Origin of the sequence: Hyphomonas sp., assembly GCF_013823385.1 — a bacterium.
Classification (GTDB): domain Bacteria; phylum Pseudomonadota; class Alphaproteobacteria; order Caulobacterales; family Hyphomonadaceae; genus Hyphomonas.
Window position 1 is genome coordinate 57,746 of record NZ_PNMA01000003.1, and the last position, 19,994, is coordinate 77,739.

Annotated in this window: 19 protein-coding genes and 1 tRNA gene; 13 read left to right on the plus strand and 7 right to left on the minus strand. The window is 60.7% G+C overall.

Annotated elements, in window-relative coordinates; translation table 11 throughout:
• Positions 1-72 precede the first annotated feature (72 nt).
• Genes C0456_RS03170 through C0456_RS03185 form a run of 4 tightly spaced genes read left to right on the plus strand, consistent with a single transcriptional unit; the run spans position 73 to position 4,188 of the window.
• Positions 73-1,251: an LptF/LptG family permease gene (locus C0456_RS03170; RefSeq protein ID WP_291048196.1), complete on the plus strand. Its 1,179-nt coding sequence runs from the start codon at positions 73-75 to the stop codon at positions 1,249-1,251.
• Positions 1,248-2,303, plus strand: a complete 1,056-nt coding sequence (locus C0456_RS03175) for an LptF/LptG family permease (RefSeq protein ID WP_291048199.1) — start codon at positions 1,248-1,250, stop codon at positions 2,301-2,303. Before C0456_RS03170 ends, C0456_RS03175 begins: the two co-directional genes overlap by 4 nt.
• Entirely contained in the window at positions 2,300-3,262 is a 963-nt protein-coding gene (locus C0456_RS03180; RefSeq protein WP_291048201.1) for a diacylglycerol kinase family protein, read from the plus strand. Before C0456_RS03175 ends, C0456_RS03180 begins: the two co-directional genes overlap by 4 nt.
• Positions 3,259-4,188, plus strand: coding sequence for a hypothetical protein (locus C0456_RS03185; RefSeq protein WP_291048204.1), 930 nt, complete (start codon positions 3,259-3,261; stop codon positions 4,186-4,188). Before C0456_RS03180 ends, C0456_RS03185 begins: the two co-directional genes overlap by 4 nt.
• 21 nt (positions 4,189-4,209) lie before the next feature.
• On the opposite strand, the gene C0456_RS03190 is transcribed toward C0456_RS03185, so the two are convergent.
• From C0456_RS03190 to C0456_RS03210, 5 genes are all read right to left on the minus strand, one after another.
• Positions 4,210-5,403: an aminotransferase class I/II-fold pyridoxal phosphate-dependent enzyme gene (locus C0456_RS03190; RefSeq protein ID WP_291048207.1), complete on the minus strand. Its 1,194-nt coding sequence runs from the start codon at positions 5,401-5,403 to the stop codon at positions 4,210-4,212.
• Positions 5,393-5,650 carry an acyl carrier protein gene (locus C0456_RS03195; RefSeq protein WP_291048209.1) on the minus strand — a complete coding sequence of 86 codons (258 nt, stop codon included), beginning with the start codon at positions 5,648-5,650 and terminating at the stop codon, positions 5,393-5,395. The genes C0456_RS03190 and C0456_RS03195 overlap by 11 nt, the downstream gene beginning before the upstream one ends.
• Positions 5,651-5,652: 2 nt before the next feature.
• On the minus strand, positions 5,653-6,609 hold the full coding sequence (locus C0456_RS03200) for an NAD(P)-dependent oxidoreductase (RefSeq protein WP_291048212.1): 957 nt from the start codon (positions 6,607-6,609) through the stop codon (positions 5,653-5,655).
• Positions 6,610-6,627: 18 nt separating this feature from the next.
• The gene (locus C0456_RS03205) at positions 6,628-8,367 is read right to left on the minus strand and encodes a fatty acyl-AMP ligase (RefSeq protein WP_291048215.1); all 1,740 of its coding nucleotides are present in this window, start codon (positions 8,365-8,367) and stop codon (positions 6,628-6,630) included.
• A 261-nt stretch (positions 8,368-8,628) separates the two neighbouring features.
• Entirely contained in the window at positions 8,629-9,933 is a 1,305-nt protein-coding gene (locus tag C0456_RS03210) for an oligosaccharide flippase family protein (protein WP_291048217.1), read from the minus strand.
• 177 nt (positions 9,934-10,110) lie between these two features.
• On the opposite strand from C0456_RS03210, the gene C0456_RS03215 reads away from it, so the two are divergent.
• The 3 genes from C0456_RS03215 to C0456_RS03225 all read left to right on the plus strand — a co-directional run bounded on the left by C0456_RS03215 (position 10,111) and on the right by C0456_RS03225 (position 11,896).
• A tRNA-Leu gene (locus C0456_RS03215) sits at positions 10,111-10,195 on the plus strand.
• Positions 10,196-10,601: 406 nt separating this feature from the next.
• Positions 10,602-11,588 (plus strand): sodium-dependent bicarbonate transport family permease, encoded by a 987-nt coding sequence (locus C0456_RS03220; RefSeq protein ID WP_291048219.1) that lies wholly within the window; start codon positions 10,602-10,604, stop codon positions 11,586-11,588.
• Complete coding sequence (locus C0456_RS03225) at positions 11,552-11,896, plus strand: DUF190 domain-containing protein (RefSeq protein WP_291048222.1); 345 nt, start codon at positions 11,552-11,554, stop codon at positions 11,894-11,896. The genes C0456_RS03220 and C0456_RS03225 overlap by 37 nt, the downstream gene beginning before the upstream one ends.
• Positions 11,897-12,000: 104 nt before the next feature.
• On the opposite strand, the gene C0456_RS03230 is transcribed toward C0456_RS03225, so the two are convergent.
• Entirely contained in the window at positions 12,001-12,177 is a 177-nt protein-coding gene (locus C0456_RS03230; protein WP_291048224.1) for a hypothetical protein, read from the minus strand.
• A gap of 108 nt (positions 12,178-12,285) precedes the next feature.
• Here C0456_RS03230 and C0456_RS03235 point away from each other — a divergent pair, with 108 nt between their 5' ends.
• Both C0456_RS03235 and C0456_RS03240 read left to right on the plus strand, forming a co-directional pair.
• Entirely contained in the window at positions 12,286-13,188 is a 903-nt protein-coding gene (locus C0456_RS03235; RefSeq protein ID WP_291048226.1) for a hydrogen peroxide-inducible genes activator, read from the plus strand.
• A gap of 105 nt (positions 13,189-13,293) precedes the next feature.
• The gene (locus C0456_RS03240) at positions 13,294-14,190 is read left to right on the plus strand and encodes a LysR family transcriptional regulator (protein ID WP_291048228.1); all 897 of its coding nucleotides are present in this window, start codon (positions 13,294-13,296) and stop codon (positions 14,188-14,190) included.
• 66 nt (positions 14,191-14,256) lie between these two features.
• Here C0456_RS03240 and C0456_RS03245 read toward each other — a convergent pair whose 3' ends face one another.
• The gene (locus tag C0456_RS03245; protein WP_291048230.1) at positions 14,257-14,958 is read right to left on the minus strand and encodes a Crp/Fnr family transcriptional regulator; all 702 of its coding nucleotides are present in this window, start codon (positions 14,956-14,958) and stop codon (positions 14,257-14,259) included.
• 160 nt (positions 14,959-15,118) lie between these two features.
• Between C0456_RS03245 and C0456_RS03250 the strand changes: the two genes are divergently transcribed.
• From C0456_RS03250 to C0456_RS03265, 4 genes are read left to right on the plus strand one after another with little or no spacing between them, the layout of a single operon-like run.
• The gene (locus C0456_RS03250; RefSeq protein WP_291048233.1) at positions 15,119-17,344 is read left to right on the plus strand and encodes a TonB-dependent receptor; all 2,226 of its coding nucleotides are present in this window, start codon (positions 15,119-15,121) and stop codon (positions 17,342-17,344) included.
• 57 nt (positions 17,345-17,401) lie between these two features.
• Positions 17,402-18,835 (plus strand): acyclic terpene utilization AtuA family protein, encoded by a 1,434-nt coding sequence (locus tag C0456_RS03255; protein WP_291048235.1) that lies wholly within the window; start codon positions 17,402-17,404, stop codon positions 18,833-18,835.
• A complete protein-coding gene (locus C0456_RS03260) occupies positions 18,819-19,127 on the plus strand; it encodes a DUF4387 domain-containing protein (protein ID WP_291048237.1) in 309 nt (102 codons plus the stop codon). The genes C0456_RS03255 and C0456_RS03260 overlap by 17 nt, the downstream gene beginning before the upstream one ends.
• Before the next feature lie 57 nt (positions 19,128-19,184).
• On the plus strand, positions 19,185-19,943 hold the full coding sequence (locus C0456_RS03265; protein ID WP_291048240.1) for a class II aldolase/adducin family protein: 759 nt from the start codon (positions 19,185-19,187) through the stop codon (positions 19,941-19,943).
• Positions 19,944-19,994 lie beyond the last annotated feature (51 nt).

Genomic DNA, 19,994 nt, shown 5'->3' on the forward strand with positions numbered 1-19,994 from the left:
AGGGATCAATGGACTGTCACATGCGATGCTATAACAAAGTCAGCCGAGTGCGATTGGCCGGGGGAACAGCTAATGATTGCCAGGCTTGATCGCTACCTGATCCGTAGCTTTCTTGGCATGTTTGCTGGTCTTACCGTACTGGCCATGGCCCTCTTGCTGCTGGAGCGGCTTATCCGGATCACCGAACTGGTATCAGGCTCGGGCAACGCCCTCCTGTCGGGCTCTTTGCTGATCGCCAATCTGATTCCGCATTACCTGAATCTGGCATTGCCGGGCGCGTTCCTGATCTCGATGATCCTGACCATCGACCGGCTCAGCCGCTCAGGCGAAATCGTGGCCCTGATGGCGGCCGGGGTTTCGCTTTACCGGATTGTCCGGCCTTTCATGGGCGTTTCCCTCGTTCTGGCGGCTGCGTCCCTCCTCATCTCAGGCTTCCTTCAGCCCCTGTCGCGCTACTCCTATCGCGAGATTGTCTATAATCTTCAGCACCAGTCGGTGCTGTCGGTGTTTCAGGAACAGAAGTTCGTTCAGTATAACGACCGGATCATCTGGACAGACAGTGTCCAGCCATCCAGCCGGCGGCTGGGACAAACCTTCATTCTCGAGACTGAACCTGACGGAACACGCACCGTGCTGACCGGCCGCACCGGCCTTTTGCAGGAGCCTCGCTCGGGAGAATGGGAAATCATTCTCCAGGAAGGTGCGGGCGCGACATATCGCGAAAGCGATGCGCCGGATGCGTATGACAGGATCGAATTCGGAGAGCTTATCTGGCCGGTGATCCCGGATGCCGGGCAATACCGCGAACGCGGCAATGACGAGCGCGAGCTGTTCCTTTCCGAACTGCTCAGCCCATCGTTAACTGCCAAGGGAGAAGGCATCGCGCCCGCCGTTGCCGCCTCAGCATTTCATGACCGCACCAGCCGCGCAGCCCTTCTGCTCGTCATGCCCCTCATCGCCATCCTTCTCGGTCTCAATCTCGGCCGGATCGCCCGCTCCAGCGGCGTGATTCTCGGTATCCTCATCCTGCTGAGTGTCCAGAAGGTTCTGGAGTTCACTTTGGTTCAGACAAGCGAGGGCGTCATCCCTCCCTGGGTGGGCTTCTGGCCTGTCGTCGTGCTTGTCGGGCTCGTCGCGCTTGTCCTGTTCCAGCGCCTTTCCGAGGGCCGCGTGCTAGCTGGCGCCCGCAGGATCGTTGCCCGCCAGGGAACCGACTATGCTAGCGCCCTCGCCAGGAAGCAGGCCCCATGACCAACCGCCTTACCCGGTATCTGTCCCTGCTTTTCCTGCAGCGATTGCTCGTCGTCACGCTGGCGCTGGTTGCGCTGCTGGGCGTCCTGGACGCGCTCAGCAACGCCGACAAGCTGCCGGCAGGCGCCGGGTTTGAAGGCCAGATGCGATACATGTGGCTGCGCCTGCCGGCCCTGTTCGACCGGATCGTGGTGTTCGCCTTTCTGCTGGCTGCGCTTCTCACCTACGCCTCGCTCTTCCGGCGCAATGAACTCGTGTCGATCTCTGCTTCCGGTATTTCCGTATTCGGACAGATGAGGACACTGGCGCCCGTCGTCTTCATGGCGGGTGTCGTCTCTGCTTTCGTTATTGACACCGCAGGCCCGCCTGCCAGCCGGGCTTTGCAGGGCTGGCTCGGCGCCGATGCGCTACAGGAAGATACCCAGGCTCCTGAAAAGCTCTGGCTTTCCGATGGCCGGCTGCTGATCGAATTAAGCAGCATGCAGAATGATGAGCTAAGCGGCATCACGATTTTCGAACGCAATGCCGAAGGGGCCGTCGTTTCCGTCACCGTGGCCGAAACAGCTCGCCCCGCAGAGGGGGGCTGGCAGCTTTCCGAAACCAGCCAGCGGCGCTTCGATGGCAATGCGCCCCGCGAGATGCCCTTCTGGCCAAGCCAGCAAACGCCGGAAAGCCTCCAGCTTCTGCTTGCGCCGCCGCGAGATCTTGCCGTCGCAAATCTTCTTGCACTCAGTGAAATGCGCGGATCGGGAAGCCGCCCCTCCGGCGCTTATCTTCTCTGGGCGCTGAACCGTATACTGCTGCCTGTCACCGCAATTGGCTTTCTGTTCCTGGCGGTGCCGATCATGCAGGTCTATGGCCGGCGCTCCAATGCCGATCTCGCCGTCGCAGGCGGCGTGGCCGCTGGCTTTATTTACATGGTGGTGGACGGCATCCTGAAAACCCTGGCAGAAAACGGCAGCCTCAGTCCCATATTGGCCGTCGCGCTTCCAATCATCTTCCTCTTCTGCGCCAGCTTGTGGTTGGCATTGGACCGCGAGGTCAGAAAATGAGCCGCCGGATCGGCTTCATCGTCAATCCGCTCAGCCATACAGTCCAGCGCAAGGGCTCAACGCTCGAGCGGGTCGCTGCGCGCGTGGAAGATGCTGTCCTGATCCGGATCAATGACTTTGCACGCCTGCCTGAGCAATTGCGCGAACTTGCGGGAGAAAAGGTCTCAGCCGTCTTCATTGAAGGCGGGGACGGTACCCTTCAGGCCGTATTGTCTGGCTGGCCGGGCCTCGCACAAGGAGGCGGACAATTACCGGACCTGGCGATACTGCCCGGAGGCAGCACCAATCTCGCTTTCAAGGTGGCGGGCCTGCGCCGCAGCGCGGCTGATGATATTGCCGCGTTTATAAGATCCTATCGCGCGGATGGCCTCACCACGCGAACAAGCCTCCCAGCGCTCCGGATCGAAAGTCCCAGCCTGCCGGCGCCGTTGGTCGGTATGCTGCTCTCCACCGGATCACTGGCCCGCGCGATGATCTATACCCAGAAACAGATCCACGGGGATGGTCATCGCGGATCGCTCGCCGTTGCCGAAGCAGCCACGCGTTTCGTTCTGTCGCCAGAGGCTTATCTGGATACGGATGGGGAACCGCTGCTTCGCGCCGGTGATTTCAAGGCAGACAGCGCAGCATTCCGCCTGCAGGGGGCACATGCGCTCAGCCTCATGACGACCCTTCCGTATCTCAGCCTCGGTCTCAAGCCATTCTGGGGAGAGGCAAGCGGGCCCATTGCCGTCACCTATGCCCAGTGGCCCATCTCTGGCTTCCGGGCCGCCTTCCTGAAGATTCTGACGAATACCACTGGCCCGGAAATGACCCGTCATGGCCTCACCAGCTACCGGACAGACAGTCTCAATCTCTGCTGTTCCGGGCCGATTGTGTTGGACGGAGAGCTGTTGCAAATCCTGGATGATGCCCCCATCAGGGTCTCCTCCACCCGCCCCATCCGGTTCTTGCGATGATAACGCCTGACGCCCGTTTGCCAGCCCTGCGTGCCCTGATCCTTGAGGACCAGATTGATCTGGGTGAAGGTGCGCGCGAAGTCGCGCAAGCCATCTGTGAACGTCATAAAGGCGCGGTGCGCGGACTGGTTTTCTACGGGTCCGCCATGCGTCAGGGCGAAGTGGCAGACAAGATGTATGATTTCTATGTCATCGTTGATCAGTACAAATCTGTCTACGGATCTGGTTTGAAGCGTTTCGGATCGTGGTTGCTGCCGCCGGGCGTGCACTACATGCAGATCACCGGTGCTAACGGCAAACGCCTTCGGAGCAAGTATTCCATCGTTTCGGAGAAAGCGTTTCAACGGCGCGCGCGGGGCGGTGCGTTCGAGAGCATGCTCTGGGCACGTTTCGCTCAGCCTTCCGCCGTGCTGTCAGACAATCCTGAAGTGCGCGCACAGCTTCTGGATACGCTGGCCCTCGCCTGCGCGCATTTCGCTAACGAAATCCGCCCTTTGCTGTCAGGTCCAGTTGCGCCCCTCATGCCTTGGATCAGAGGTCTTAGCGAGAGCTACAAAACGGAACTAAGGCCGGAGCGACCGGACGCACGCGCCAGCGAGATCGTGGCCCGGTTTGAGGGCCGGTATCGAAAGCTGTCGGAAATTCTGTTCGCGTCAGAGCTGGAAATACCACCAAAACCCGGCCGCGCCCGCGCGTTTCTCTGCCAGGGGAAATGGATACTGCGCCGGATCATTGGCAAGCCCGTGGGCGCGCTGCGCGTCTTGAAGGCGGCTGCGACATTCGATGCCGGCCTCGACTATATTCTTGAAAAGGTCGAAAGCCATTCCGGCGTTCGCATTTCGGTGACGGAGGCAGAGCGCCGCCGTCCCTTGATCCATGCGCCATCCCTGGCCTGGCGGCTCTACCGTGCTGGCGCCTTCCGCTGACGGCGCCAGCGTGGGGGCGTTCTAAGTCAGATCACGGAATGCCGAGACAATCGCATCGATCTCTTGTGCAGAATGAGCCGCCGACACGCTGAGCCGGAGCAGGGATTTCGCATGCGGGGTTGCAGGCGGGACGGCGAGGTTCACATAGATGCCAGCCGCCAGAAGCTGGTTCCATTCCCGCACAGCCGTCAACTCGTCCGGGCGCGGCAGGGCGATGATCGGCCCCGGCGGAGATGCCGGCGCGAAACCCGCTTCCGCCAATCCGGCATGAAGCTGGTGCGCCCGTGCCATCAGTTCACGGCTGAGATCGGGCCCATTCATCATCTCGCCCATTGCCGCGCGGGCGGCGGCGACGTTTGAAGGGGATCCCGACGCCGTGAAAAGGTAAGGCCGGCTCACCAGCCGCATCAGATCAAGGCCGGAATGGCGCGATACGCAGAAGCCGCCAATCGAGGCAAAGCTCTTCGAGAAGGTGCCGGAGAGAAAGTCGATCTTGTCGAGCACGCCAAGCGCGTCGGCAAGTCCGCGCCCACGTTCGCCATAGCAGCCAACCGAGTGGGCTTCATCCACATAGAGATAGGCGCCATGCTCATGGGCCACCGCAACAAATTCATCCAGCGGCGCCACATCGCCGAGCATGGAATAAAGCCCTTCCACCACAACAAGGCGCGCGCCTTCGTCAGGCAGGCGTGCCAACCGCTTGGCAAGGTCTTCGGGGCTATTGTGCCGGAAGCGGATGGTTTCAGCGTCGCTCAGACGGCACCCGTCATAAATGCAGGCATGGCTGTCGGCATCGATCAGCAGATGGTCGCCGCGTCCTGCCAGCGTACTGATCGCGGCGAGGTTTGCCTGGTATCCGGTGGTGAAGACGACCGCAGACTTTGCGCCGAAGAAGGTCTTCAGGTCTTCTTCAAGATCGATATGCTCGCGGAAAGTTCCGTTCGCCAGCCGGCTGCCGGTCGTCGCCGTTCCCTGGCGGGCAATGGCGTCGATGGCGGCAGATTTAACGGCCTCGGAGAATGTCAGCCCCAGATAATTGTTCGTGCCGGCGAGGATGATTTCCCGCCCGTTCACAAGCGCGCGGGTGGGTGACAGGATCTCGTCAAAAGTCATGCCGAACGGCAGCTTGCCAAGCGACAACACTGCTTCGGCGCGTTGCCCGATCTTCTCGAACTTCTCGAAAATGTCGGACTTTTTGGCGTCACTATCGAACATTTGCGAGCTGTCCTATCTTTGCAACGAGGTCTTGAACGGTGTCGATATCGGAAGCCGCCTCGACGGGCAGGGAGATATTATAAAGATCCTCAAGTTCCATCACGATGTCGAATATCTCGACAGAATCGATCTCCAGATCGGCCCCTATACGCGTATCCGGACGGATGGCGGCCTGAGTGTGGCTGCGTGCCGAGAGCACTCTGGCAACGTCTTCAAAGATCGTTTTCTGATCTGTTCCTGAGTGCATCTTTACGCTCGTTTCTTTCCAAACTTGTACATTTCCCTAGCAGACCGCCGAAAGGGGGCAATACATCGCTCCAGCGTTACGTCCAGCGGGGTGGGATCCGGAATCTGGGTGTCCGCGAGCCAGTCGCCAGAGAGCAGTTCCTTCACCTTGCCGCTGGAAAACACCTGCGGCTCTCCGTTCAGCTTCACAGCAAGGTCTGCCGCCTGACCAGCCACTTTCATCAGTAGGGGAGGCATCACAATGCGGCGCACTCGGCGGAGCAGCACGCGCTGCGCGCTCTCGGCGATATCATCCCAGCTGAGGTTTAGGTGGCCGGCGGGAGCCATGGTTCGAATGCCGCTCGCAGTCTTGTGGGCACAGGCGGCAAGGCATCGCGAAGCATCGGCTACATCAATCACGGAAAAACGGAACTTCGCCGCCGCCCCGCTGGGGCTGGGCAGAAAACCTTTGGCCAGAGCCGAAAACAGCGCCTGTGTCGCCTCGTCATCCGGGCCAAGAACGGCGGGGGCGCGGAAAATGGTAAGCGCCATGCCTCCTGCATTTTCGATGGCCAGTATCTCACTGTCAGCCTTGGAGCGCGCATAGTCCGAAGCATCAGGCCGCTGTGCGGTAAGGGAGGAAACGTGGATGAAGTGCTTCACCCCCGCTGCCCGTGCGCGCCGCACAAGTTCACCTGTGCGAACGGCATTCACCTCATGAAATGTCGCGGTATTCCTGGCCTTGGTTGCGCCGGCCAGATGGATGACAATGTCTGTGTTCTGCACAAGTGAGGAAAGCGCTTCCCCGGAAGAGAGATCGCCCGTGATCCATTCCACGCCTGCATGTGCGGGCAGGGCTCTCCCCGGTATTGCGCGGGCCAATGCGCGCACGGGCTGGCCGCTCTGTAGGAGGTCCGTCAGCAATACCTTGCCGACAAATCCCGTGGCGCCGGTCAGTGCGATGAGCGGCCGATCCTTCATGGCGTTGACAGCGCGCTATCAGGGTAAGGCGGCGGCCCGGCTAGAGGCCTCCGCCTTATCCTGGTTGATCAGCCCCGACAGATACGCATTGCGCGATGCCGCCCGGCTGAGCTTGCCGGAGCTGGTCAAGGGAAGCGTCTTTATACTGACGAGTTCAACGCTCACCGGCGCGCCTGCAACTGAGCGCGCAGCCGCCGCGATGTCGCCCGCGAGCGTCTCGCGAGTATCTGTCTCCTGCGACCGGCACTCGACAAGCAGAATAATCCTCGATGCGTCGGCCGTCTCCCGGATCTCGAACGCCGCCGATCGCGCCACGAGCCGTCCGCCGACTTTCTGGGCGACCCACTCGATATCTTGCGGCCAGATATTGCGGCCATTGGAGAGGATCATGTCCTTTGAGCGGCCGGTGACAACGATTTCATCGTCCAGCCAATAACCAAGATCACCCGTGTCCAGCCAGCCAGACTCGTCCGTGAGCGGTTGAAGATCGCGGTCTGCCCGGAAGTATCCCGCCGCCAGAGACGCGCTCCGGATCAGGATCCTGCCGACCTGTCTGAAGCCAAGATCAGCTCCGTCTTCGTCAACGATCTTGAGTTCCGTGGAGGGCAGGGGGCGCCCGCAGCTGACGAATGACCGGTCGGCCCCGTCCCGCGTCAGGTCTGATGCCGGCACGGCACGTCCCGAAGCCTGCATCCGCGTAACATCAACCCGGTCGCTATTCAGCCCGGTATCCAACGGCGCAAAGCTCACCGCCAGTGTGGACTCGGCGAGACCATAGCTGGCGACAAAGGACGTGCGGCGAAAACCACAGCCCGCAAAGGTTTCGCTGAACTGGTCGAGCGCATCTGCCCGCACCATATCGCCGCCGATGCCCGCAGCCCGCCAGCTGGAGAGGTCCAGTGCTTCGCCGCGATGCCGCCGCACGCAGAGTTCGTAACCAAAGCTCGGGCTGTAAGAGAGCGTGCCCTTGTTGGCGCTGATCAGCTTCAGCCAGGTGCCAGGCCGGCGGGCAAAATCTGTCGGCGAGAGAAAGTCGATCGAGAGCTGTGAGTAGAGCGGGGCAATGAAGAACCCGACGAGGCCCATGTCATGATAAAGCGGTAGCCAGGAGACGGCCCGGTCGCCTGCGCGCACCTGCAGGCCTTCCTGGATGATCGCCCGGCAGTTTGCCGAGAGGCTCGCCTGCGTGGCGACGATGCCCTTCGGCTCGCTGGTGCTGCCGGACGAGAACTGTATATAAGACAATTCATCCGGACCGTGAGGAATTGGTCGTGCCGTTTCCAGGGGCAGGTTGTCACCGCTGAGGTCGAACAGGTCAATGTCCTGATTGGCGGTGGCCGACCGCAAGATCTCGTGCAGGGCAGGGGGCGCAAACACTGCCGAGAGGCCTGCACTGCGGACCATATTGCTGACCTGCCACTCATAAGTCTGGCGCCCGCCAAAGGCTGCCGGCAGACTGAGGGGCGCAGGCACCATGCCCGCATACTGGCACGCCATGAAAGCGGTGACGAAATCGGGAGAGGTCTCGGCCAGCACGCCAATCCGCGCGCCTCGCTGAAATCGCGCGGCCATACGGCCAGCGATGTCCAGAGCCCTCTCGCGCAGCTCGCGATAGGAGAGGCTTCGGGTCAGCAAGCCCTCTGAGTTGTAGAAGTTGACACCGCTCTGGCCGGTCGCTGCGTAATCTAATGCGTCGCAAGTCGACTGAAAGGTGCCGAGACGCGCGGGTATCCCCGCCTCTGTCGCAGTTGGTTCCAAGTTGAAAGACCCCTGAACGTCTACTCTGCAGACCGCTGTTCCCGGAAATGGTCACAGGCCGCTCGTATGAATTCACGTGTCCGACATTTATCGTCAAGATGAATAGAGTTCTTTTGTTGGAAACTTGCTGCTTCTTTTGACAAACCTTACGATAGTCTGACGAAGACTTGTAGTTACGCTCCGAAAACACGTAACTTTGCTCCGGAAAGCGGAATCATCCGGCTGCGGAGAGACCCCAGCTTCCGGTCACTCAGGAGCTTTTCAGCGATCGCTCTGCTTCCGGAAAGCGGCGTAGAGCAGAATGAGCATGAGCAGGGATGCCCCCGCCGTTGCCACCGCGGCGCCAAGGCTTCCATAGACCAGCACGGCGCCAGCCAACACGGCGGCATAAACAATCGACACCATGCCCCGCACCCAAAGCACGGTGCCTGGCCGCCCCAGCGCCACCAGTGCCGGCTCGATCGCCACGCCGCTCAGATCAAACACGGCCGCCACCGAAAGGATCAGCAGAACCGGGAAAACGAACAGGTAATCCTCTCCGCCCACCAGCCGCAGAACGCTTTGCCCGGCAACCAGCACCGCCACCAGCGCAATTGCCCCCGCCAGCGCGCCGATCAGGCAGGCCCGCAGCACCGTCCTGTTGATGGCGGCTCTGTCGGCAATCGCCAGCTTTGCAAATTCCGGATAGATCGCCCGTGCCAGCGCAATTGTCGGCTTGTTCAGCGCCCCGACCAGCTGCGTGGCAATCCGGAAACCGCCAGCTGCCACCGCGTCCACAGCCCAGCCTACAGCCAGCACCGGGAATTGTTTCCAGATCAGGTTAAGCGATGTGTTGAGATTGGTTGTCCAGGCAAACACCCAGAGGCCCTCATTCTCTGCCACCACACCGCTGACGCGCGGTCCTGCTACTGGCTCCCGGAACCGCTTGCGTATCTCCCGCACGCTCGCCCACCACATCGCTGCGGTCGTCACAAGTTCCGCCACCGCCCAGGCTGCGAGGTATCCCGCAATCGACGCGCCACTCGCCCAGGCTATCAAGGCGCCAGCCATCCGGGTGGCGGGCAGCACGGTTTCGGCATAAGCGGCGACATCAAACCGGTCGAACAGACGCAGCACGCCGGTCGGCGCCCCCCGCACGCCGAACAGCAGCGACAGGCAGAACAGCGCCGCCAGATCCTGTTCGGGCCGCGACCAGCCAAATTGCCCGCCAATCAGATATACCCCGGCCACAGAGAGAAGCGTGCCGGCCAGCGCTGCGCCAAGGTCCAGCAGGGTGGCAAAGACAATGATGCGCCGCAGCTTGTCAGGCGCCGCTTCTGCCTCATGCTGTGCGCCATAGCGCACCACTGTCTGCCAGGATTGGAACTGCGCCAGATTGGTCACTGCCTGGCCGTATGAGAGGATCAGCGCGAAGATCCCGAACTGTTCGGCGCCCAGGCTCCGGGCGGTCAGTGCGAGATAGAACAGGCTGAAAAAGCCTCCGGCGCCCTTGCCCGCCAGCAGCCAGCCCGCATTCCGGATCGCCCGCCTGATCGGCCCTTCAGACTTGGTTCCTGTCGTGGCCACCCGAAAACCTTCTTTGTCAGACCGAACATGGTTTTATGCCTCAGAACGGATTCCGATAGTCATCCGAAGAAAAATCACGCCTCTGTGGAAGTCAGTGGCATCTAACCCTGTGAATCGATGGATTTGGCGGTTGACGAGACCGTATCCCATGGATAAATCCCCGCCTCTCTACCCCGTGCCCAGATGGCGGAATTGGTAGACGCACTGCTTTCAGGTAGCAGCGCTGCAAGGCGTGGAGGTTCGAGTCCTCTTCTGGGCACCAAACTGCTCTTCGGGGCAGCTCATTGCGTCCGAAGACAGGACCAGAAATCAGCAAAATCAATAACTTGTGCTTTTCCGATGCTTGAGGCTCTTGGCTGGCGTCTGCCTGCAGTCAGCTGATTTTCTGGTATCGTTTCTGGCATTCAGGGGATCCGTATGTCGGGGTGCCACCAGAGATGCTGCTGACCCACCCGAAAGTTCGATCGCCCCTGGAAGCTTGAGCGCACTTGATTGAACACCCGACTGGACGAGAGAAGCCAGGGAGCCCTTGCTGTAATCTCCGGTCTTCGATACCGCCGAGACTATCATAGCTTTTTCCTCTCAATCTGCCCGCATAAAGTGATTGGAGGCTCAGCTGGCAGCAGCGCTAGAGGCTTGCGCCGGGATCATTCTCGGGAGCCAATCACTTGGACATAGCCCTCGCAACGCTTTTGTCGCCGATCGTTCTCTTCTTCCTTTTGGGGCTCGGCGCCGCGTTGCTGCGTTCCCAGATGACGATACCGGAGGCCTTTGCCAAAGGCCTGGCCATCTATCTGATGATGTCGATAGGCCTGAAAGGCGGCGTTGAAATCTCCAAGGGCCAACTCGGTTGGGATGCCGGGCTGGTGATGATGTCAGCCGTCGGATTGTCCTTTCTCCTGCCCGTGATTGCTTTCGCGTTGCTGCGGCTGACTACACGGCTCGACCGGATCGATGCGGCTGCCGCCGCCGCGCATTACGGGTCAATTTCGATTGTCACCTTTGTGGCTGCGGGACAGGCCATCGCGGCCGCAGGGCTCGAAGCGGCAGGTTATCTGGTGGCCGTGGCAGCCTTGATGGAGGTTCCGGCAATCATCTCTGCGCTCGTCATCGCCAATCGCGGCGGCGTCAGTTCGGAAGTGGTGGCAGGCTCCGACAAGGGAGAGCTTGCCAGAGAGGTGCTGCTGAACGCGTCGGTGGTCGTCCTCCTCGGCGCGCTTGTGATCGGGTGGATCACCGGCGAAGCCGGCATGCAGTCTGTCGCCCCGTTCTTCGTGACGCCTTTCCAGGGGGTGCTCTGCCTGTTCCTGCTGGATATGGGGCTCTCCGCCGGGCGCGGTCTCCGGAATGGCTGGCGCCAGCTTGGCCCCGGAACAATCGCGTTCGGCGTATATATGCCTCTGGTTTCGGCGCTCCTTGCCACCGGGGTGGCGGCCCTCAATGCCATGCCTGCAGGCGACGCGGCGCTGCTGATAACCCTTGCCGCCTCGGCATCCTACATCGCCGTCCCGGCCGCCATGCGCCTTGCCATGCCGAAGGCCAGGCCCTCCATTTATTTGACATTGTCGCTTGGAATAACCTTCCCGTTCAACCTTATCCTTGGACTGCCGCTATATATATGGCTGGCGAAAATGGTGTCTGCTGGAGTGGCCTGATCATGCATGTGCGTTATCGCTGTGAACTCATCATTGAGCGGATGGCCGCTCCGCGGGCCTGCCGGATTCTGGAAGAGGCGGGGCTTACCGGCTATACTGTCTTGCCGGCCATTTCCGGGCTCGGGCGGCAAGCCCGCTGGAACCGGGATACGGACATTTCCGCCTCAAGCGACATGGTGGTCGTCGTGTCAATCGGTGCGCAGGATCAGATCGAAGCCGCGCTCAAGGAGATTGAAAGCCTGCTGAGCAATCACATTGGTGTGCTGAGTATCGGTGAAGTAAAAGTGCTCCGTCCAGACCGGTTCTGAAAACAGAATTTCCGGTGCCGCCCCGCGTGGAGGCGGCACCGGTCATTCCGGCGCGGCAGGACGGGATCAGAAGGGCCTTCCCACAATCAGATCGGGAGAGCCTTCTATTCAGCCCGGACAAGCGCCTTGCGCAGATCCCGAAGCCGGCGGCGGCGGCGCCAGGCGCGGCGGTCGTGCGCGCTGAAGCGCGGCGGCGCCGGGTCGTTGCCGGTGGTGGGCACAGCCGAATTGAAGTTCCTCTCGTCAGACAGGGGAGCCGAGACAGGGAATGAGGGGGACATTTTTATCTCCTTTCTAGCAAACCACTCTTGGTCTGCACGGGAGATGGGGTTGAATTGGAATAGCTCCAATCTAACTATTCTCTCGATCTGATAGGAGAAAGCTATCAAATGCGCCCCACATTGCGACAGATGCAATATCTCATCGCCATCGCGGACACCGGCAAGTTCGGGGATGCTGCGCGTGCCGTCAATGTCAGTCAGCCAAGCCTGTCTGCTCAGATTGCGGAAATGGAAGCCGGGCTTGGAGTAGCGCTGGTCGAACGGTCGCGCCGCGGGGCGATGCTCACCCCGGCCGGGGAAGAACTTGTCCGCCGCGCCAGGATCATACTCCGCGAGGTCGAAGATCTGAAGGCCGTGGCGAAGCTCGGCCGGACAGAGCTTTCCGGCCGCCTGCGTCTTGGGGTTCTGCCGACGATCGGGCCTTATCTTCTGCCGCAAACTACCGGCGACCTGCGGGCCCGCTTTCCGGCGCTGCGCCTGAGCGTCCGGGAGGAGCGAACAGTCGATCTGGATGAGCATCTGCAGGCCGGCCTATTCGACACCGTGATATCGACGCCGGAAGATCATCCCGATACAGAATATGCGCACCTGTTTACCGAGAGGCTTTATGCGTGCGCCCCTCCGGAGGATGAGCTGACGCAGGGCGAAGGCCCGATCCGGCTTGAACATCTCAGGGGGCGGCAGCTGCTGACGCTCGGCCAGGGGCACAGGTTGAGCGAGATCACCCAGGATCTGGCGACAGCGGCCGGGGCCGCCGTCAGTTCCGAATATGAAGGCACGTCCCTCGACGCAATCCGTCTCATGTCGCAACTGGGCGCCGGTATTGCGATTCTTCCAAGCCTCTATGCGCTTTCGGAGGCCAAGCGCGACCGCGGGCTTCACGTCCGTCTCATCGATCACCCAATGGCGCGGAGAGATATCGCACTCATCTGGCGGGAGACTTCCCCTCTTGCCGCAAGTCTTCTGTCACTATCCGGCTGCCTGCAGAACGCCGCCAGCAAACTGCTATGATCTGTCGCCGGAACAAAACTGCGACGCCTCTTGCGCATGTGCTCATGTCCCGCGCATTAGAAACTAAGATACGCATTTGGAAAACAGCTTTGAGCGGAACTCACAATGAATATCGACTGGCTTGAGGATTTTCTGGCCCTGATCGAGGCTGGCGGTTTTGCCCGGGCGGCAGAGCGCAGGGCGCTAACCCAGCCAACCTTCAGCCGGCGCATAAAGGCGCTGGAAGAATGGGCCGGTGTCACGCTGGTTGATCGGGGTACGCATACAATAAGGCTGACCCCTGCCGGGGAAAGTTTCAAACTTGTTGCCGAGCAGACAACCCGGCGCCTGCAGCTGGGCAGGGAAGAGGCGCGCGCCATCGGAAAAGCTTCGTCTGAAACTCTGCGATTTGTGGCAACCCATGCCCTGTCGCTTACGTTTTTTCCCGACTGGTTGCGCCAGCTTGAGAAAGACGAACCCACCAACGTTACCGTTGAGCTGACGGCAGATCACATGGTCGCCTGCGAAAGGCTGATGGTCGAAGGGCGCGCCCAGTTTCTGCTATGTCACCATCATCCGGCGGCCCCGACCCGATTTGGCAAGGATTTCCGCTCAGTTCTTCTTGGCGAGGACGTGCTTCTGCCGGTGATCTCCCCTCAACTGGCTGCAGAGATGCCGCCCGAAGCCGCGCCTCAGCTTGCCTTTTCCGCCGAGTCCGGGATGGGCCGCATCCTGGCGGCGGCATGGGCTATGACGGGCAGTGCGCCGCCGTCGAGGCCGGCCTTCACTTCGCATCTGGCAAGTGTCCTGACCGCCATGGCCAGAAATGGCCGCGGCGTTGCCTGGACGGCGCTCAGCCTGGTGAGTGACGATATCGAGATGGGCACGCTGATGCGCGCTGGCACACCCGCTCAGGAGATCCCGATCGAGGTCCGCCTGTGGCGGCCGGCGGCCCGCCAGTCACCGGCTGCAGAGGCTCTCTGGGCGAAGATCCTGAAAAGTCAGAAGTCTGAGCAGCCCTGAAGGCAGCAGACCAGATGAAGTCAGAAAAGATGGTCCGTGTGCGGTGGAGGAATTGCGGCTCAGGAATCAGACAAGCGCGTTCAATTCATCGTCTGCTGGCGCCAGCATGCTCAGCGCCGCCATGTCCCGCACCGTCCAGGATCCTTGTGACTTTGCGATCACGTTACGGCGTTTCAACGCGGATATCTCTTTCTGCACGGTCTGGCGCGTAAGCCCAAGGAAACTCGATAATTCAGCAATCGTGATCGGGACATCAATAGTCCGGCGAGACCCGATCTGGGGCGTCTCGCTCATTTCTGCGAGGTTTCGCAGAACCAGCGCAACGCGCTGCGCAACCGTTGTTTCATTCTGTTTCTCCCGATAGGCAATCATGGAGCTCAGAGCCTTCGCAAACTTGCGGCACAGCGCTTCAGGAATGGCCGGATGCGCGCGGTAAAGCTCGTCGAAATCCTCCTGCTTCAGAAACCCGATCCGCACCGGCGTGGCGGCGATGGTCGTATGGTGATGCGGCCGGCGCGCGATCAGGGTCGATTCTCCAAAGCAGTTGCCGCGAATATAGATCAGGAGGAGAGACTGTTCCCCGTCGGGACGGTCTGCCAGCAACTTAATATAGCCCGACTGGATCTGGTACATGCCTTCGGCGGGCTGCCCGCTTTCCTTGATGACGTCCCCAGGCTGGAGATCCCGATAGGAGAAACGTTCCCTGACGGCCGCTCGGGTGGCGTCTGGCAATTCATTGATCCAGTTCAGCTGACCGGCAATATGCATGACGTTCTCCAGACCAAGACTTGCCGCCGAAGCGGGCTGACAGAACGCCTTTTATCTCAAAATGTAAAATCCTTGCCACGGAAATCCCAGCCGCCTGTCCTAAGAGCGTACTGATGGCGGGCTACACGCCATACTGAAAATCTATCGGGAGGACGACCTAATGAAACCACTTGCGATCCGCCTTGCGGCGGGCGCCTGTTCTGTAAGCGTGATGGCTTTCTGCGCGTCCGCTCAGGCACAGGGGACTGCCGGGCAAGCCGGTGCTGAGACGTCCGTGATCGAAGAGTCCGCTGAGGCTGGAGAGAGTGCCCGGACTTTGGCGACGGTCACGGTTACGGCACAGCGCCGGAGCGAGAGCCTCCAGGAGGTTCCCGTGATGATCACGGTGTTCGGCGCAGACGAAATTGCAGCCGCGCGTATCCAGCAGATTGACGACATCGTAACCCGTACGCCGGGTTTGAACTTCGACGCCTTTCCCGCCTCTCAACCCCGCCTTTATATCCGCGGAATCGGCTCGGCCGACCGGGGCGCTTCGGGAGATCCAAGCTCGGCGGTCTTCCTTGATGAGGTGTATCTGGGCCGGCCCGCTGCGGTGGCGTTTGATGCGTTCGATGTCGAGCGGATCGAAGTGCTCAAAGGGCCCCAGGGCACCCTTTACGGACGAAATGTCGTCGGCGGCGCCATCAATGTCATTTCCAAACGGCCCGTCACCGATCAGTTCGGGGCAGGCGCTACCGCAACGGTCGGCAATTATGGCCGGCTTGACGGGGCTGGCTTCGTCAACATCCCGCTCGCGGGCAACACCAGCGCGCTCCGGCTCAGTGGTTCCTACCGGTCCAATGATGGCTACGTCGAAAACCCGTTTCTCGGGCGTGATGTAGATGACCAGGAGACGGTCAGTGGCCGCCTGCAATTCTACGCCGAACCTGCAGACAATCTGCGTGTGCATTTCACGCTCGACGGCACGCGGGACCGCGCAACCGGCACGGCCAACCATGTGCTTGAGCTGGATGAATCCAATCCGTTGTCAAACTTCTACAGCCAGAACTTCGATCCGGATGTTACCTATGGTTCTGACCCTGGCTTCCTGAACCGGGATACCTGGGGCGTCCGGGGGGAGGTGGCCTATGATTTCAGTTTCGCCACCCTCACTGCGCTCGCCTCTTACAGAGACCTGGACTATGGCTTCCGGTATGATTTTGATGGCGGCAATGCAGATCCGGCCTCGCCCGGCTTCAACGGCGTTAATATCGGCGGTGGAAATGATGAGGTTGCGGAGCTGTCGAGCCAGGAAATCCGCCTCTCGTCATTGCCGGAAAGTCCTTGGACATGGGTTGTCGGCCTCTATCGATACAATCAGAGTGTCCAGCGATCAGACATACTCACGCTCGACTCCGCCCTGATCGCTCCCATTGAGCTTTATGAGGCCTTCATTGCCGACGCTGAACTCGACAGTCATGCTCTGTTTGGGGATCTATCCGTTCCGCTTACGGATAAATTGACCGCATTCGGCGGGCTTCGCTATTCCAGGGATGAGAAGACCCAGCGCGTGTTCAACACCGACAGCGACGCGCCGCTGAGGGCCGATGAGTTCTTTGACGCGACCGCTTCGGCTGATTTCGAGGACTGGACCTACCGGGCCGGTCTCGAATACCAGCTCGCCCGGGATCATATGGTCTATGGCAGCGTTTCCAGAGGCTTCAAGAGCGGCGGATTCAACGGCGAGCCGCCAGATGCAATCGCGGCGGCCACCCCCTTCGATCCCGAAGTGGCCGTGCAATACGAGATCGGCCAGAAAAGTACTTTCCTGGATGGAAGGATGATCTGGAACAACTCGCTGTTCTACGTCGACTATACGGACCTTCAGACAACCCAGAGCGTCGATGGTGTCCGCCTGATCACGAATGCGGGCGAAGCCCATATCCAGGGCTATGAAACCCAGTTGCAGCTGACCCCGTCGGAGAATTTCACCGTTGCCATGGCGTATGCCTATACGGACGCGGTGTTTGACGACTTTGTGGAAGATGGCGTCGATTATTCCGGCAACCGCATTTCCCGCTCTCCGGAACACAAACTCACCCTGTCCCCGGCCTACACGCGCACTCTGGCAAATGGGGCCGGTCTGACCCTTGCGGTAGACTATCAGTACACAAGCAAAATATTCGACGACAACAGCAACCAGCCCCCGGAGGTCCGGGACGCGACCAGTTTTGTCGATGCGCGGATAGTGCTGGACAATATCGGCAGGGGAATGGGTCTTTCCATCTGGGGAAAGAACCTTACCGACGAGCGCACGCGCACCTTCCAGGGCAGCTTCCTCGGGGCCACCTTTGGCGCCTTCAATCCTCCCCGCACTTATGGCGTTACCCTCTCCTGGGATTTCTGATGACCCGCGGGAGGCGTTCAGGCGCCTCCCGTTTTTTTTACCTCAATCAGGTTTGATATGCGTGATGAACTGAAACTACCGGTCAAGATCCTGGTGCCCTGCGGGTCTCTGGGGGCAGGGGTACGGGAAGACGAAGTCGAGTATGGGCTGGCCAGGGGCGCCCATGCGATCGCCACTGATGCCGGGTCCACCGACAGCGGCGCCGCCTATCTCGCGACCGGAAAATCCAAGAACAGCCGCGGCGCCGTCAAGCGCGACCTGATGATCCTGATGAAGGCGCATGCGCGCACCGGCATACCTGTCATCATCGGGTCTGCCGGCCAGGCCGGGGGTGACCTCAATGTGGACTGGACACGCGACATCCTCCTCGAGGTTGCCGCCGAACTCGGCCTCTCGCCAAAGATCGCGCTGCTTTACAGCGAGCAGTCGCGCGAGACCATAAAGGCTTTCAACGCCGACGGCCGGATTTCGCCTCTGCCGCCGCTCGGGCCGCTTGATGACGCGGCGGTGGACGCCTGCGCGCATATCGTCGCGCTGATGGGCGTCGAGCCCTACATCGCGGCGCTCGAGCAGGGCGCGGATGTGATCCTCGGCGGGCGCTCCACCGATCCGGCGGTCCTGGCAAGTTTCCCCATCTGGAAAGGCGCAGGCTGGGGCCCGTCCTGGCATGCGGGCAAGGTCGGCGAATGCGGCGCGCAGTGTACGGAGAAACGGGATTCTTCCGGCGTCCTCCTGAGTGTTGGCCGGGACGGGTTCGATGTCGAACCGCTCGCCAAGGATAATTACTGCGCGCGCAACGGGGTATCCGCGCACATGCTCTACGAGAACACCGATCCCTACCTCCTGACCGAGCCGGGCGGTCAGCTCGACGTCAGACAGGTGACGTATGAAGAACTCGGCGACGGGCGCTCCGTCCGCGTCACCGGCGCCGTCTGGAACCCCCGTCCGTATACGATGAAGCTGGAGGGCGCGGGCGGGGGAAAGTTTCAGACGATCATGCTGGTCGGGATTCAGGATCCCGATGTGCTCGCCGATGTCTCCGGCTTTGAGAGCCGCTTCCTGGACGCGCTGTATGCGCGCGCGCGACAGACGCTTCCCCCGGAGGAGCAGGACGACTTCCATATCTCCATCCGGATGTATGGCTGGAACGCCGTCGATGGCAGGCCGGTGCCGGAAGGAACACCGCCGCCGCGCGAACTGGGCGTGCTGTTCATAGCCACCGCCCGCACGCAGGATCTTGCCAATTCCATCGCGCATGCCTGCAACCCCTACTTCTTCCATTACCCCGCCCGGATGGACAAGGAACTGCCAAGCTACGGCTTTGCCTTCTCACCGGCCGATGTACCGCGGGGGCAGGTCTATGAGTTCAAGCTGAACCATGTGGTGTCAGTCAGTGACCCACTGGAGCTTGTCCGGTTCGAATGGGTGCAAGCGGACGCGCAGACCCAACCAGCAGGCGGCCAGGAAAATCACTATGCCAAAACTGAGTGACGTTTCGCGGCATGTCCGCTCAAAACAGGCGGGGCCTTTCTGGGTCACCATTGATATCTGGTTTGACGGCGAGGAAAATTTTGAGCGCTACAGGGAGAGCCGGGGGCTTTCTCCGGAGGTGTTTGCCAGCCTGTTTGGAACAGATCCCGCTCTGGTCAAAAAGATCCCGGTGCCGGAACTTCACCTTGTGAAAATTTCCTATCCCCGCGCAACGCCGCAAGGCGGGGTGGTCGAACGCGATATGCATTCCGGGCAACAATATGTGCGTCTTCTGGATGTTGAGCTCGGTTGAGCCGGCCCGCATAACCCCCGAAGATTTCATCAGACGTCAGACAGGAATTATCCGATCATGAATGTGTCAGCCAGGGCCGCCGAAATGTCTATCTCAGATGCCGAGTGGAAAGTCCGCTGCGACCTTGCTGCAGCCTACCGCCTTGTCGCCATGTTCGGCTGGGACGACCTTGTGTTTACGCACATATCCGCGCGTGTTCCGGGGCCTGAGCATCACTTCCTGATCAATCCCTATGGATGGCTGTTTGAGGAAATCACCGCGTCCTCGCTCCTCAAGGTCGGGCTGGATGGCCAGAAGGTGGGCGCCGCAGACGGAATGGTCAATCCGGCAGGCTTCACGATCCATTCCGCCGTCCATGAAGCGCGCGAGGACGCCCAGTGCGTCCTGCATCTGCATACGGTGGACGGTGTTGCTGTCTCCTGCCAGGAAGGCGGGCTGCTGCCAGTCAACCAGACCGCCATGCTGCTGAACGGCCAGCTTGCCTATCACGATTATGAAGGCGTCGCGCTCAATCATGATGAGCGCCCCCGCCTGGTCGCAGATCTCGGCCAGAGCAATGTCATGATCCTCCGCAATCACGGCACGCTGTCGGTCGGTCATTCGGTGGGCGCGGCTTTTTCCTTCATGTACCTGCTCGAGCGGGCCTGCTCGATCCAGATTGCCGCGCAGGGCGGGGGCAAGCTCATCATCCCGAAAGGCGAGATCCAGGCCGTCGTCGAGGAACAGTCCCGCAGCATGGCTATAGCTGCTGATAGGCTTGTCTGGCCCGCGCTGCTGCGCCGGCTCAGCCGGGTTAATCCGGGCTATGATAGCTGAACTCTGCCCTCGGGCAGCGCCGTACAAAACAGCGCGATTGGAATGCCTTCC

What these genes read in the sequence shown, in the direction of transcription:
- C0456_RS03170 (WP_291048196.1), top strand. Translation starts at nt 73, where the DNA reads ATGATTGCCAGGCTTGATCGCTACCTGATCCGTAGCTTTCTTGGCATG.
- C0456_RS03175 (WP_291048199.1), top strand. Translation starts at nt 1,248, where the DNA reads ATGACCAACCGCCTTACCCGGTATCTGTCCCTGCTTTTCCTGCAGCGA.
- C0456_RS03180 (WP_291048201.1), top strand. Translation starts at nt 2,300, where the DNA reads ATGAGCCGCCGGATCGGCTTCATCGTCAATCCGCTCAGCCATACAGTC.
- C0456_RS03185 (WP_291048204.1), top strand. Translation starts at nt 3,259, where the DNA reads ATGATAACGCCTGACGCCCGTTTGCCAGCCCTGCGTGCCCTGATCCTT.
- C0456_RS03190 (WP_291048207.1), bottom strand. Translation starts at nt 5,403, where the DNA reads ATGTTCGATAGTGACGCCAAAAAGTCCGACATTTTCGAGAAGTTCGAG.
- C0456_RS03195 (WP_291048209.1), bottom strand. Translation starts at nt 5,650, where the DNA reads ATGCACTCAGGAACAGATCAGAAAACGATCTTTGAAGACGTTGCCAGA.
- C0456_RS03200 (WP_291048212.1), bottom strand. Translation starts at nt 6,609, where the DNA reads ATGAAGGATCGGCCGCTCATCGCACTGACCGGCGCCACGGGATTTGTC.
- C0456_RS03225 (WP_291048222.1), top strand. Translation starts at nt 11,552, where the DNA reads ATGGCTGGCGAAAATGGTGTCTGCTGGAGTGGCCTGATCATGCATGTG.
- C0456_RS03230 (WP_291048224.1), bottom strand. Translation starts at nt 12,177, where the DNA reads ATGTCCCCCTCATTCCCTGTCTCGGCTCCCCTGTCTGACGAGAGGAAC.
- C0456_RS03235 (WP_291048226.1), top strand. Translation starts at nt 12,286, where the DNA reads ATGCGCCCCACATTGCGACAGATGCAATATCTCATCGCCATCGCGGAC.
- C0456_RS03240 (WP_291048228.1), top strand. Translation starts at nt 13,294, where the DNA reads ATGAATATCGACTGGCTTGAGGATTTTCTGGCCCTGATCGAGGCTGGC.
- C0456_RS03245 (WP_291048230.1), bottom strand. Translation starts at nt 14,958, where the DNA reads ATGCATATTGCCGGTCAGCTGAACTGGATCAATGAATTGCCAGACGCC.
- C0456_RS03250 (WP_291048233.1), top strand. Translation starts at nt 15,119, where the DNA reads ATGAAACCACTTGCGATCCGCCTTGCGGCGGGCGCCTGTTCTGTAAGC.
- C0456_RS03255 (WP_291048235.1), top strand. Translation starts at nt 17,402, where the DNA reads ATGCGTGATGAACTGAAACTACCGGTCAAGATCCTGGTGCCCTGCGGG.
- C0456_RS03260 (WP_291048237.1), top strand. Translation starts at nt 18,819, where the DNA reads ATGCCAAAACTGAGTGACGTTTCGCGGCATGTCCGCTCAAAACAGGCG.
- C0456_RS03265 (WP_291048240.1), top strand. Translation starts at nt 19,185, where the DNA reads ATGAATGTGTCAGCCAGGGCCGCCGAAATGTCTATCTCAGATGCCGAG.